This is a genomic window from Nocardia sp. CDC160 (genome assembly GCF_035818795.1).
GTDB lineage: Bacteria > Actinomycetota > Actinomycetes > Mycobacteriales > Mycobacteriaceae > Nocardia.
Genome location: NZ_JAYKYT010000002.1, coordinates 672,215 through 685,564, shown reverse-complemented (window position 1 = coordinate 685,564; position 13,350 = coordinate 672,215). Strand labels below are relative to the sequence as shown.

The following is a 13,350-nucleotide window of genomic DNA, read 5'->3' as shown; positions in this document are numbered from 1 at the left end:
GGGGCCCTTGGCAATTCATGAATAACTTCGGTGGCGGTCAGCGCAGGGGGCTGGTCGTCACCGTGCCGTTGTCGTCCTACGCTTCCCGGGCCCGTTGTCCCCCAGCTCTTCCGGTGGAGGTCAGGGCGTTAGGAATCGGTAAAGAAGCCGGGGCGTTGCGAACAGGTGCCGTCAAGATCGGCCGTCCAGTACCGACTGCGCCCTAGCGTCGAGGGCATGAACGACCGTGTGGATGAGCTGTCCGCATTGCGCATGTTGGTGAGTCACCGGGGTGTGGTGGAACTGCTCGATCAGTTGGCCCAGGGGCCGCGCACGGTTCGCGAACTCCGTTCGGCCCTGGGGCTGCGCCGCCCCGGGGTCTCCCGCGTGCTGCGCGTGGTCGCCGCCTACGGCCTGGTGACCGCCGACGGCGTCGGCAGCTGGGACGACCTTCTCGACATCAGCACCCCGATCCGTCTGACCGCGAGTGGTTGGCGCACCGTCGAATTGCTCGCCAGCTTCGCGGTGTGGGAAGCGCTCTACGAGCACACGGATTCGAACCTCGACCGCTGAGCCGTCGAGCCCGCCGATCGATCCTCCACCGTGGCCCGGCACGCCCCGACCGAATGCGCACGATTGCCCGGTATCGTCCGGGCGATGCGTGGGCAACCGGTCGAACCCGCGCGGAGGAGGATGCTGTGGCGGTGTCGGCAAGCGGGTCGGCGGGCGAGGTGCTCGCGCAAGCGCCTTCCGGGCATGCGGGATCGCGGGTCGCGCTGACGGTCGGGGCGCTCGGGGTGGTGTTCGGGGATATCGGCACCAGCCCGATCTACACCCTGCAGACCGTCTTCAATCCCGCTGACCCGCACCCGGTTCCGGTCAGCCGGGACAATATCTTCGGCGTCGTCTCGCTGGTGTTCTGGTCGGTCATGATCATCGTGACCGTCACCTACGTGCTGCTCGCCATGCGCGCCGACAATGAGGGCGAGGGCGGCATCATGGCGCTGATCACGCTGCTGCGCCGCTGGACCCTGCCGGGCGGGCGGCGGACCGCCATGATGCTGGCGGCGCTCGGAATCTTCGGCGCCTCACTGTTTCTGGGCGACAGCATGATCACCCCGGCCATCTCGGTGCTCTCGGCGGTGGAGGGGGCCAAGACCGTCTCGTCCTCGATGGGTGATTTCGTCGTGCCGATCACCGCGGTCATCATCCTGGTGCTGTTCCTGGTGCAGCGGCGCGGAACGGCCGCGGTCGGACGGGTCTTCGGGCCGATCATGATCGCCTGGTTCCTGGTGATCGGAGCCTGCGGAATCGGGGGCATCACCAAGAACCCGGACATCCTGAAGGCGCTCTCGCCGACCTACGCGCTCGGATTCCTGTTCGGGCACTTCGGGATCGCCTTCTTCGCGCTCGCCGCCATCGTGCTGGCGGTGACCGGCGCGGAAGCCCTCTACGCCGATATGGGGCACTTCGGGCGCAGCGCCATTACCCGCGCCTGGCTGATGCTCGTCTTTCCCGCCTGCGTGCTCAGCTACATGGGTCAGGGCGCGTTGATCCTCGACGATCCGGCCAATATCAGCGCGCCGTTCTTCCTGCTCGCGCCCGGGTGGGGACGGCTGGCCATCGTGCTCTTGGCCACGGCGGCAACGGTTATCGCGTCCCAGGCGGTGATCACCGGCGCGTTCTCGGTCGCGGCGCAGGCGGCGCAACTCGGGTATCTGCCGCGGCTGCGGGTGGCGCACACCTCCGAGACCACGGTCGGGCAGATCTACGTGCCGTGGATCAACTGGCTGCTCATGGTCTCGGTGCTGACCCTGGTCTTCGCCTTCCGCAGCTCCGAGGCGCTGGCCTACGCCTTCGGCATGGCGGTGACCGGCACCATCAGCATCACCACGCTGCTGTTCTTCTATGTCGCGCGGGCGCGCTGGCAGACACCGATGTGGCTGGTGCTGTGCGGCGCGATCCCGCTGCTCACCGTGGACCTGCTCTTCTTCGCCGCCAATCTGACCAAGCTCGTGCACGGCGCGTGGCTGCCGCTGCTCATCGCGGTCATCGCGTTCACGATCATGACCACCTGGCAGCGCGGCCGCGAAATCGTCACCGCCGAACGGGAACACAGCGAGGGCTCACTGCGGGAATTCGTCGACGGACTGCGCGCCGACCCGTCGAAGGTGATCACCGTTCCGGGTACCGCGATCTTCCTCAATCGCGGAAAGGAGACCGCGCCGCTGGCCATGCGCGCGAACGTGGAACACAACCATGTGCGCCACCGCCAGGTCGTGATCCTGACCATCCACACGGAAATGGTGCCGCGAGTCCCCGAGGCCGAACGCATCTCGGTCGACCACCTCGGCTACGCCGACGACGGCATCATCCACGTCACCGCGCGCTACGGCTACATCGAGACGCCCAATGTCCCTGCGGCGCTTCGACTGCTGGATCCAGCGGACACCGAGGGCGTCCTCGACCTGGACCGCCCGTCCTACTTCCTGTCGAAGATCGAACTGCTCCGCGGCGAAGCCCCCACCATGGCCACCTGGCGCAAACGCCTCTTCATAGCCACCTCCCACATCACCGCCGACGCCGCCGAATACTTCGCGCTACCTCGCGAACACACGGTGATCATGGGCTCCCAAATCGAGGTCTAGCGAGTATCGCCTACTCGGATGCTGATGGCCGGTGATTCGGCTGCCCCGCGCTGTCGCCCGGCCTACGCAGCCGGGCGGTCGGCGGAACGACCTTCGCGCCGTTGGCCTTCGATCAGATCGATCAGGTTGTCGATGGCGGCGAGGGAGGACCATTCGTTGCGGGCGACCAATCCCGGGTAGAGGTCCGATCGGGCGATGAATGCGGCGTCGGACGTAGACCAATGCACCTGGAAAGACGACAGGCAGACATCCGTGTCGATGATGCCCATGATTGTTGCCTCTTCTGCGGGATGGTGGATCGGGATCTCGATTCAACACCGGGGCGGTGGTGGCCGGTTCGGTCTTTACGGTTCCATTACCGCGGTGCGATCCGGATTTTCGGTTCCTTTGCGGTGAATGTGGGCACGGTCACCAACCGGATTCACCGAGGAAGCTGCGCGGGTCGCGGTGGGCGTCCTCCCGCGGTGATGGTGACGAATCCGGCACGGGATCGGCCAGCACGTCGTGCACGAAGCGCCCGATGTCGCTGTCCGGCACTGGATTCCGGTATGTCAGGTCGCACCACATGTGCGGTCCGACGAAAACGGCGAACCGGGCCCGTTCCTGATCCACGGGCTCCCACTCCATCCGTACGGTCGGATCCTCCGGACACAGCACGGCCTCGTCGATCCGCAGGACCAACCCCGCATGATCGCGATAGAACACCACGATCACATCGTCCAAATACCCCAGCACGCCGCCCAATTGGGCAGCCGCCGCCACGGTGTCGGCCGCCCGCAACGACCCCGTTCCCGGATCCAGCACCGCAAATCCGCCGTACTCGGTCAACGCTCGCAGCACCACCGTGCCCTGCCGCCCGCTGGCATCGCCCCCGGCTCCCGCCGTGGCCCGCGGAAACATCGCCGAATCATGCCGAGCCCCGCCCGGTGAATGTCGCCTCGAATCGTCGTCGGTCGTCCCAGTAGCCGACACCGCATGCACGGCCGACCCCTGGTGGTTTGCGGAATCACCACTGGCAGCACCGATCCCGCCGCTGGGCCGCCCATCGACATCTCCGTAACCAGTGGGCCGCGACGAGGGGTCGGGACTGGGTGTGGGTGCCGGGTCCGGTGTCGGAGCTGGGCCTGGCGTAGACGTCGGGTCCGGCGTCGGGGTCGGGTTCGGTGTGGGTGTGGGATCCGGTGTTGGGGTCGGGTCTGGTGTTGGTGTGGGCTCCGGCTGCCAGAGCCCGTCGGGCGGCGCGGATGCGGCGTCGAACTGGGGGATCGGGGGCAGGGTGAAATACCGTGGGGTGTAGGGGATTTTCGAGGTGGTGTCGGGCCACTCGTCGTCGTCCGGCCGCGGGCTGGGCTCCTCGTTGCCACCGGTACGTGGTGCCTGCGGTGGCTGGGGATCCGGCGTGGCCGGTGGAGCGGGGGTCTCCGGGACTACGGGGTCGCCGACGTCGGCGAGGGCGGCGCGCAGATCCCGGCGCAGGCCGAGGAATTCGTCGATCTGCATCTGCAGTTCCATCCGCTGCACCCGGAACTCGTCGGGGCGCAGGCCCGCGCCCTCGAGAGCGGCGGTCCGGTCCGCGAACTCGTCGGCCTTCTTCGCGAACGCGCCCTCCGCGGCCTGCCGCAGCTGCTGCGGGTTCATCCCGTCCGGATCGACACCCAACTGCCGCAACTTCTCCCGCGCCCGGGTGAGCGGATCGGCAGCAGGTGCCGGAGTGGGCGCGGCCAGTTGTCCGGTCGCGCCTGCGACCGGCTGGCCGCTGCCCTTCGCGGCCTGCGAATCGCCCGCGCCCGCGCGTGTTTCGCCACCGGCGGTACGGCTCTCGCTCGTCCCGCCCCGCTGGCCGTTCGACTCACCGGACTTCTGCGGCGACTCCGGCGCTCGCGCACCATCGCCCGCCGGAGCGGCACGGTTCTCCGTGCCAGCGCCCCGTGCGTCCGAAACTCCCGGGCGGCCTTCGCTTCCGCCCGCGCGCCCCTCCGGCGCACCGGTCCTGCCCTCCGGCGTCGTCGTACGGCTCTCGGGCGCGCCGCTCGGACCGCCGACCTGGTTCTGTGGGTGCTCGGTGCTGCCGTCCCCGCCCGTGCCGTGGGCGGACTGTGGGGACGGCGAGGATGACGATTCTGGGGTGGGTGAGGTGGCTTGGGGCCGAGGCTGTTCCGAGGTCTGCCCGGAGCCTTCCGGACGCTGGGAGGTGCCCTGGGGGGACTCGCTCGCCTGGGGCCGCGTTCCATGTTGGCCGCCGCCGTTCGGCACGGGTGTGCTCCCGTCGCCGCCGCGGCCGGGCGTGGGTGTGGCTTCGCCCGGCGCGTGCGGGCGTCCGCCGCCGAGGGCGGGGTCGGCCGCGTTGAACGGGCGGGCTCCGGGACCACCGGCGTTGGGGCCGTGGCGGAATCCCTTGGAGCCGCCGACCGTCACGCCGTAAGCCGCTGCGCTGGTGAGGATGCGGGGGTCCCAGGTCCAGCCGTTGGCGAAACCGCCTATGCCCCAGGCGCCGACGCCGCCCGCTATGCCGGAGCCCGCGCCGACCACCGCGCCCTTGAAGGCGTCGCCGATGCGGCCGCCCGGTAGATGGATGTGGGTGGCGGCCTTGCCGAGGAGAGAGCCCGCCGGGCCGCCGACGGCACCGGCCGCGGCGGCGGTGTAGGCGGTGGTGCCGACGCGGTTCCAGTCGATGCCGTCGCGGTGGCCCGCGCCGACCTGGTAGGCCTGGATCGCCAGATCCTGGCCCGCGCCGAGCACCGTCGACATGACCATGTGCTCGGCCGCGAATTTGGCCAGCGCGGCAAGACCGGTTTTGGCGGCGAAGCGGGCGATGGCGGCCACCGCGCGCTCGCCGAGCAGGCGCACCGCCACCCGGGTGGCCGTCGTCGCGAGCGCTTCGGTGAGGGGTGCGGTGGGAGGCCACAGCCAGGCCGCGGCGATCTCGATGGCCAGCATGCCGAGCGAGGAGATGATGAGGATCTTGGTGTATTCGATCTCGGTGCCCAGGCCGTCGGCGGATTCGGCGACGGTGTCGAGGAGGTCGGCGAGGTGGCGCAGCGATTGGTCGCCGTGGTCGAGCTGGTCGAGGGCCTTGGTCATGGCCTCGATGCCGTCACCCCAGGGGTAGGCGTCGATGGCCGCCCGCTTGGCGGCGGCCAGTTCGGGGAGCAGGTCGCGCAGGGCGGTGGCGGCGGCGCGCCAGTCCTCGCCGATGCCCCACATCGTGTCTTCGTCGCCGTCGGGCCAGTCGGAGCCGGCGATCCAGCCGAGCCATTGCAGCTCGCCGGGAATGTTGATCGACACCGGTGCGCGCTACCGCCGGAAGCCGGTGCCGTTGCGATGGTCGGTGTGCGCCAGCAGATCCGCGGCCCGGTACTGGCCCTCGGCGTAGGAGCCGAGGGTGGTGGCGGTATTGGCGATGCCTTCGGCGAGGTTCCGGTGCGCGGCGAGGTAGCCCTGCTCGCCGTCGGCGAAGGTGCTGCCGTATCCGTCGCCACCCCAGGCGTTTCCCTTGGCGGACAGCGACTTCTCCAGCGTGTCGAGGATGCCGTGCACCCGGTCGCGCAGGTCCGCCATCTGCCCGGCGGCCCCGCGCAGCTGCTCCGGCGTCACTCCAACCTTCGGCGCCACCCGCACATCCCTTCAGTCGTCGACGGAAAATCGACGCTCGCACGCGGTGAGCCCGCTGAGAACAACCCGGCGGACGAATTAACGTGCCCCTGATGGAATTCGAGTGACCTCTTGACGAAATCTTGGCGGCGGCAGGGTTTCTCAATCGACGCGCAGTCGCTGCGCCAGCGCCCAGAACAGATCCAGATTCTCTATCAGCTCCGACGGATATGCCTGGAGCAGAACCGATTTGCCGCCCTTGACGGCGTGCACGGACACTATCCCGTCGCGAACGGTCATCTCCCGCACCGGCCCCCACTGCTCCCGTCCGGCCGAACCGACGGGGATCATGAGCTCTTCGTCGTCGTCGCCGACTCGGTAGGTCAGCGAAACCGGGTTCATCACACCGCCTTCGGTGACGCGCGAGATCTTCCGCCACACGCGCGTGCCGTCGAACCGGAACGCCCGCACCCGTCTTCGCGAGGTGACGACGATGCCGTGTTCGTACCAGTCCAGCCGCGAACGGTGCTTCGACCCGGCCAGTCCGGCCAGCAGCGGCAGATCCCACAGCAGCAGCCGCGCGCCCAGCGCCACGGCGACAACTGAACCGTCTCGTCAATACTGGCGGCCAGGACTCCTCGCCGGTGGCGATGCCCGTGCGGCCTGGCCCCTACTCGGCGCGAATCCAGTGCAGCGCGTTGACCAGTACTCGGTCGCCCACCGGTGTCGGCGGGGTGCGCAGCACCAGGCGGTCGCCGGAAAGCTCCACCGTGCGGCGCTGTTCGGTGCCGACCCAGTTCGGGAACAGGCTCATGCGCAGGGTGTGGATGACGGTGTCGCCCTCGACGCGGTATTCGCCGCTGTAGGCGATGTAGGTCGAATACGCCTGTGCGCGTTCGGCTTCGGTGCCCGCCAACGCGATCGGGGTGGAGAGGGTGGGGCGGGAGTCGGCGGCTAGTTGGCCGCTCATCCATCCGCCCGCCGTGTAGATCACGCCGCCCTGCGGCTGCGCCCCGAAGGGCATTGTGACCGCGCCGGTTTCGTCGGTCGCGGTCCATGCCGTCAACCGCCACCGGCCCACCAGGTCGTTGATCGTCATGAATTCGATGCTAGGGGGCGCCATCCGCCCTCGCGGCCACCGGCGGAAATCGGACCCCGGGCGTGCGGGAGGATGGGTCGGTGAGCACCGAGAACGATCGGCCCGCGCCGCCGCCCACCAGCGCTTCGATCATCCTGCTGACCTTGGCGCACCGGGTGGAGGCGGAACTGGCCGCGGGGCTGGCGGAGCTGAATCTGACCGTCGCCCGGTTGGCGCTGCTCGGGCATATCGCGAGCGTGCCCGGGGCCTCCTTCAGCGATCTGGCCCGCATGGGTGGCATCAGCGTGCAGAGCGTGCACACGGCGGTGAAGGCCATGGTGGCCGGGGGATGGGTGCGGGATCGGACGGCGCGGGCCGGATCGGCGTCCACGATCGAGCTCACGGCCAAGGGGCGGCGGCTGTTGCGGGCGGCGGAAGCGGTGATCGCCGAGGTGGACGAGCGGCTGTTCGGTACCGCCGCCGAGCCGTTCCAGCGGCAGGTCGGCGCCGCCCTCGTCGCCGCGTTCGAGAACCGGAACACGCGCTGATTAACCAGCTTTCGCGACGGTGGTGACCTTTCACACAACCTTCAAGCAAGCTGAAGCCGAGGACTATGCTTCAGCCTGACTGAAGGTTTGGAGGAACCGCTTTGCAGAAGGCACTGTTATCGCTGCACGTGCTGGCCGGGATCATCTTCGTGGGCGGGTCGGCCGTCGCCGCGAGCCTGTTTCCGCGCTACGCGCCCGTCGCCGGATCCGAGTCCCCGGAGCGGAACATCGCGGTGGCCAAGGCATTTCACCGCATTACCGGTGTCTACGCGGTGCTGGCCCTGAGCGTGCCCGTCGTGGGCATCCTGCTGGCTGACCTCCAGGGCCGGATGGGCGAAATCTGGGTCACCCTCGCCATGGCGCTCACCTTCCTGGCGGGCGGCCTGCTGGCGGTCTACATCCACCCGGACCAGCGCAAGGCCCTCGATCAGCCCGACGATGGGCCACGCTTGCGGCGACTGTCGATGCTGGCCGGGATCTACAACCTGCTGTGGGCGGTGGTGGTCGTGCTCATGATCGTGCGCCCGGGAGCGCACTGATTCACCACCAGTCGAGAATGGGCTCGAGTTGGCGGCCCAATTCGGGGGCCAGGGAGCGCGAATAGCTTGCGGTCAAATGATGTTCGTCGTGGTAGATGAGGATATTGCCCTCGACGACCGCGCACACGTCCGGCTCGCAGACCGCGTCGTTGAGATCGATGAGGTGCATGTTCGGGAAGGCGGCGGCGGGTGCGACGGCGGGATTCTGAGGGGAGAGCGCCTCGGTGCGTGGCAGCCCGCAGCTGATTCGATTGCCGCCCTCGGCCAGGCAGTCGATGGCCCGATAGCGAATGCCGTTCTTGCGCAGCCACGGTGTGTCGCGAATGCCGATGAGCTGCAGGTTGCGCTCGGTCAGCGCGGACCAGACATCGACGTAGTCCTGGGGCGTCTCGTCGCCGCCACTATCGCTGGGGCGGGTCGCGGTGGTGAAGACGAAATCGGGGTGCTCGACACCGAGCCGGTCGATGACCTCGGCCGACCAGTCGCGGCAGTCCGGGTTCTGCTGGCCCTTGTACATGGGCTCCTCGGCGACCGTCAGCGGGCAACCCATCTTCAGGTAGACCACGACGCGGAAGTGGTACTCCTCGCCCAGGATCTGGAACGCCGGAATCCAGTGCTCGGCATGCGAATTGCCGACGACCGCGATGGTGCGGTGGGCATTCGGATCGCCGTAGGTGCAGGTGGTGACGGCCCTGGTATCGAAGTCGGAGATGCAGCCGTCGCGGGTCGGGTAGGCGATATCGGCGGGGGCTTCCTCGGTGGTGGGCCGCATGGGTGCGCGCGGCACCAGCGCGTGGTCGGTCAGGGCCGCCGCGCCAGGGTATTTCGACGGATCCAACTCGCCTACCGCGTGCGCCCGCGCGCCCATGGTCCACTGCCACGCGAGCGTCGAACCCAGCAGCAGCACGCCGACCGTGGAGACGGCCACGCCGGTGAGCATGCGGGCGCGGGCCGGGGTGGCGGAAGGCTTGGAGCGTAGGCGCAATGGCTCCTCCACCAGATGGTGGGTGAGATAGGCCAGCAGCAGCGAGATCAGGATGATGCCCAGCCCGCCGATCGCTCCCGCCCGGCGTTGATGGGTCTCACCCAGGTAGAAGATGAGAATCGGCCAGTGCCACAGGTATAGGGCGTAGGCGAAGCCGCCCAACGCCACGATGGGACCCGACGCCAGCAGCCGGTTGACCAGCGGCTGATCGGCGGTATCGCGTCCCGCGCCCGCGAGAATCAGTGCGACGGTGGCGAGTACGGGAATCAGCGCGGCGGGCCCGGGAAAGACCAGGACGCCGTTGACGATCCAGCCGCAGCACGCGATGGCGGCGATTCCCGTCCAGGCGAACACTTCTCGCGTCGGCTTGGGCAGTCGGATCAGCGGCGCGAGAATCGCCAGCAGCGCACCGGCGAGCGGCTCCCAGGCGCGGGCGAAGGTGTCGTAGTAGTTCCAGCCCTGCTGGGTCGAAACCCCTTCGGCCGCATAGCAGAACGACGCCATCGCCACGACGGCGAAGATCGCCGCGAGCGTCATCCGCAGCATGCCGTGCCGTCCGGCGCGCCGCAGGACCGGGTGCTGTGCGGCCAGCTTCCACGCGCCCGCGTCCAGTGCCTTCCGCAGCGCGAACGCGACCGCGGCGACCACGAGCAGCAGCGCCAGATACATCTGCCCCTGCACCGACATCGACCACAGGTGCTGCAGCGGACTCACCGACGGGTCGGCGGCCAGGTAATCCGACCACGACAGCGCCAGATACCAGTTCTGGTAGTAGAACAGCGAAGCGATCGTCTGCCCCGCGATATCCGACCACCGGGTGTGGGGCAGCAATGACACCGTGGCCACGGCCACCGCGGCCAGGACCACCACCATGGCGGGCAGCAACCGCCGCAGCGTGCGCCGCACCGTGGTCACCACGCCCACCGGACCGCCGTCGGCGCGGCGAATGAGCATGCCGGTGAAGAAGAAGCCGGACAGCACCAGGAACACGTCCACACCGCCGGACACCCGCCCGGCCCAGATGTGGAAGGCGACCACCAACGCGATAGCCACACCCCGCAGACCATCCAGATCCAGCCGGTAGCTGCCGGGGATCGCGGGGGCGTCCGGTGCGTCCTGGCGGTCGCTGTCCGGCGCGGTCGGGTGATCGGTGCTGGATATGGACATGGCGGCTGTCATTGTCGGTCAGGGTTCGCAAAAATAGCCAATCGCCACACAGAAGGTGTCCGTGTTGTGCCTTTTGTCGCAGGTCAGGCGAATATGAAATAGCGTAGCCACAGATATGGGGCGGCCACCACGACCGTGACCACGGTCACCAGAACGCCCTTGCGGGTGAATTCCCAGAACGAGATCGGATGGTCCGACCGTTTGGCGATCCCGAGCATAACTACGTTTGCGCTGGCCCCGACTGCTGTGAGGTTGCCACCGAAATCCGCGCCCAGCGCCAGCGCCCACCACAGCGCCTCCGACTGCACGGGACTGTCGACGTGATCGGCCAGCTCCGCCACCAGTGGGGCCATGGTCGCCACGTACGGAATGTTGTCGATGACGCCCGAGAGCACCGCCGAGACGACGAGTATCAGCATGGTTGCCACAAGGGCGTTTCCGCCGGTGAGTTCGGTGGCGTATTTCGCCAGTCGGCCGATCACGCCGGTTTTCACCAGCGCCCCGATCATCACGAACAATCCGGCGAAGAACAGCAGCGTCTCCCATTCCACCGCGGACAGGTAATCACGTTGCGGCAGACCGGAAATCAGCACCAGCACACCCGCGCCGAGCAAAGCCACCAGTGACGGTTCGAGATGGAAAATCGGGTGGCCGAAAAATCCCGCGAAAACCGCCGCGAGCACAATTCCGCACTTGATGAGCAGTTTCGGGTCCTGGATCGCCTCGCGCTCGTGCAGCTGCATGATGTCGGCGGCCCGCTCGGGGTCCACCTCGAACGAGCCCTGGAACAGTCGCGGCAGCAGCAGGGTGAACACCGCCAGCTCGATCAGCACGATCGGGGTCATGTTGAGGAAGAAGTCGTTGAACGACAGGCCCGCCCGACTGCCGATGATGATGTTGGGCGGATCGCCGATCAGGGTGGCCGCGCCGCCGATATTGGAGGCCAGCACCTCGGCGATGAGGAACGGCGTCGGCGGCACCTCGAGGCGCTCGCACACCAGCATGGTCACCGGGGCAATGAGCAGCACCGTGGTGACATTGTCGAGGAAGCCCGACGCGGTGGCGGTGATGAGCACCAGCAGGATCATCACCCGCAGCGCGGATCCCTTGGCGCGCTTGGCCGCCCAGATCGCCACGTACTCGAAGATGCCGGTCTGGCGCAGCACGCCGACGATGATCATCATGCCGAGCAGCAGGAAGATGACGTTCCAGTCGATGCCGGTCTCGTGGGAGTAGAAGACGTCGTCGGAGTCCACGATGCCGACCGCGATGACCACACCGCCGCCGACCAGCGCCGCGATCGTCTTGTGGACGCGCTCGGAGGCGATGAGGATGTAGGCGATCGTGAAAACCGCGATGGCGATGGTGACGGTCATAGCGACCGCCGCCCCGGCGGGCTCAGTTCGCGAGCGCTACTTCCAGCAGCCGCGAGGACGTGATCACGCCGAGCACCGTGTCGCCGTCCTGCACCGCCACCAGCGGCGACTTGTACTTCGCCATGAGCGCCGCCACCTCGACGATATTGTCGTCGGCCTTGGCGGCCGGGATCTTGGTGAGCCGCTCCGGAATCACGTCGCGAACCTTCTTGCCCCGCAACCGCTTCACCACCTGACCGCACATGGATTCGTTGAGTACCCCGGCCAGCGTCGAATCGTCCTGCACGTACTTCGGCACGATGAACAGCACCACCTGGGAGGCGGGCAGCACCGAGTGCGGCTTCCCGTTCGCGTCGAGCACCAGGATCCCCGGGAGCCGATGCTCGGCGAGCAACTTCGCCGCGTCGATCGCGTCGGAGTCCAAATCGATCACCGGATAGTCCTCGGCCATCTGAGCGGCATGCATAGGTGCAGGATACGACGGATAGCCGAGCGTTCACGGCAAGAGAATACGTCAAGATCGAAAACGAACGCCGCATCGAAACTCCCAGGTCGGAGCCTACGGCCCGAGGTTTCGGAACCGGCCGACCAGACTTCCCGGCACGCCTTCGGTAGAGATTCCGTAAAGAGTACCGGGAACAGGTTTACGATCCGCTCCCGTGTGTCGGCTCATACACCCGGTAGGCGGTGCGAATCACCGCGTAGGAGACATTGCGGACCTCGACGCCGCCGGGTGTGCGGCCGAATTCGGTGCCGCCGTGGGCGTGTCCGTGAATGGCCAGCACCGCGCCGCCCGCGTCGACGGCCGCGGCGAGATCCTGACAGCCCAGGCCGGGGTAGATCTTGGGGTTCTCGCCGACCAGGGTGTCGACCACGGGCGCGAAATGCATGAGGGCGACGCGCATGTCGCAGTCGAGGGACTCCAGGGCGGCGCGCAGTCGCGCCGCGTCGGCGGGACCGCGCAGGAAGCGCTGCCGGTGTTCCATGCTGCCCTCGGCGGGATTGCCGGGGTGGCCGGGGAATCCGCCGCTGCCGCCCATCACCCCGGCGATGCCGAGTCGAATACCGTTGAGGAGCAGGGTGATCGCCGTGCCATCGAGCATGTGCACGCCGATGTCGTTGAGCTTGACCGAGATTCGGTAGCCGAGCCGCCGATCGTGGTCGTGATTGCCGAGCACGGCGACCACCGGCACCGGCAGGTCCTCGATCTCCGCGCACAGGGCGTCGGTGTCGCGCAGGGTGCCGCCATTGGTGAGATCGCCCGCCAGCAGCAGCACGTCGGCGTGCGCGCCGAGGGAGAGCAGCGCGGGACGGAATCGCCCGCGCATGCTCTCCCGCATGTGCAGATCGCCCACCGCCGCGATCCGTACGCCACTCACCTCGGTCTCGCCGACACGGCTGCTCATACCGTCAATCAGCCACAGACCATGCGGCCTGTC

Annotated in this window: 12 protein-coding genes and 1 pseudogene; 4 read left to right on the top strand and 9 right to left on the bottom strand. The window is 68.1% G+C overall.

The features are described from left to right. Positions 1-216: 216 nt before the first annotated feature. Together VMT40_RS10595 and VMT40_RS10590 are read left to right on the top strand one after the other, a co-directional pair. Positions 217-552, top strand: coding sequence for a winged helix-turn-helix domain-containing protein (locus VMT40_RS10595; RefSeq protein ID WP_326357803.1), 336 nt, complete (start codon positions 217-219; stop codon positions 550-552). 53 nt (positions 553-605) lie between these two features. Then, positions 606-2,627 carry a potassium transporter Kup gene (locus VMT40_RS10590; RefSeq protein ID WP_442789947.1) on the top strand — a complete coding sequence of 674 codons (2,022 nt, stop codon included), beginning with the start codon at positions 606-608 and terminating at the stop codon, positions 2,625-2,627. A gap of 62 nt (positions 2,628-2,689) precedes the next feature. On the opposite strand, the gene VMT40_RS10585 is transcribed toward VMT40_RS10590, so the two are convergent. The 5 genes and pseudogenes from VMT40_RS10585 to VMT40_RS10565 all read right to left on the bottom strand — a co-directional run bounded on the left by VMT40_RS10585 (position 2,690) and on the right by VMT40_RS10565 (position 7,317). After that, the gene (locus tag VMT40_RS10585) at positions 2,690-2,896 is read right to left on the bottom strand and encodes a hypothetical protein (RefSeq protein ID WP_326357802.1); all 207 of its coding nucleotides are present in this window, start codon (positions 2,894-2,896) and stop codon (positions 2,690-2,692) included. A 2,590-nt stretch (positions 2,897-5,486) separates the two neighbouring features. After that, positions 5,487-5,912, bottom strand: a pseudogene (locus VMT40_RS39350) (WXG100-like domain-containing protein); the annotation flags it as partial. A gap of 9 nt (positions 5,913-5,921) precedes the next feature. After that, entirely contained in the window at positions 5,922-6,239 is a 318-nt protein-coding gene (locus VMT40_RS10575; RefSeq protein WP_326357800.1) for a WXG100 family type VII secretion target, read from the bottom strand. Positions 6,240-6,380: 141 nt separating this feature from the next. Further along, positions 6,381-6,812, bottom strand: a complete 432-nt coding sequence (locus tag VMT40_RS10570) for a hypothetical protein (RefSeq protein ID WP_326357799.1) — start codon at positions 6,810-6,812, stop codon at positions 6,381-6,383. Positions 6,813-6,888: 76 nt separating this feature from the next. Beyond that, positions 6,889-7,317, bottom strand: a complete 429-nt coding sequence (locus VMT40_RS10565) for a lipocalin-like domain-containing protein (RefSeq protein WP_326357798.1) — start codon at positions 7,315-7,317, stop codon at positions 6,889-6,891. Between the two features lie 80 nt (positions 7,318-7,397). Here VMT40_RS10565 and VMT40_RS10560 point away from each other — a divergent pair, with 80 nt between their 5' ends. Both VMT40_RS10560 and VMT40_RS10555 read left to right on the top strand, forming a co-directional pair. Beyond that, the gene (locus VMT40_RS10560; RefSeq protein ID WP_326357797.1) at positions 7,398-7,844 is read left to right on the top strand and encodes a MarR family winged helix-turn-helix transcriptional regulator; all 447 of its coding nucleotides are present in this window, start codon (positions 7,398-7,400) and stop codon (positions 7,842-7,844) included. 101 nt (positions 7,845-7,945) lie between these two features. Beyond that, positions 7,946-8,383 carry a hypothetical protein gene (locus VMT40_RS10555; RefSeq protein ID WP_326357796.1) on the top strand — a complete coding sequence of 146 codons (438 nt, stop codon included), beginning with the start codon at positions 7,946-7,948 and terminating at the stop codon, positions 8,381-8,383. Between the two features lies 1 nt (position 8,384). Here the strand turns inward: VMT40_RS10555 and VMT40_RS10550 are convergent, their stop codons facing one another. From VMT40_RS10550 to VMT40_RS10535, 4 genes are all read right to left on the bottom strand, one after another. Further along, positions 8,385-10,535, bottom strand: a complete 2,151-nt coding sequence (locus tag VMT40_RS10550; RefSeq protein WP_326357795.1) for an acyltransferase family protein — start codon at positions 10,533-10,535, stop codon at positions 8,385-8,387. A gap of 83 nt (positions 10,536-10,618) precedes the next feature. Beyond that, complete coding sequence (locus VMT40_RS10545) at positions 10,619-11,911, bottom strand: ArsB/NhaD family transporter (RefSeq protein WP_326357794.1); 1,293 nt, start codon at positions 11,909-11,911, stop codon at positions 10,619-10,621. 22 nt (positions 11,912-11,933) lie between these two features. Continuing rightward, positions 11,934-12,377 (bottom strand): CBS domain-containing protein, encoded by a 444-nt coding sequence (locus VMT40_RS10540; protein ID WP_326357793.1) that lies wholly within the window; start codon positions 12,375-12,377, stop codon positions 11,934-11,936. A gap of 178 nt (positions 12,378-12,555) precedes the next feature. Beyond that, a complete protein-coding gene (locus tag VMT40_RS10535; RefSeq protein ID WP_326357792.1) occupies positions 12,556-13,317 on the bottom strand; it encodes a metallophosphoesterase family protein in 762 nt (253 codons plus the stop codon). Between the last annotated feature and the right edge of the window lie 33 nt (positions 13,318-13,350).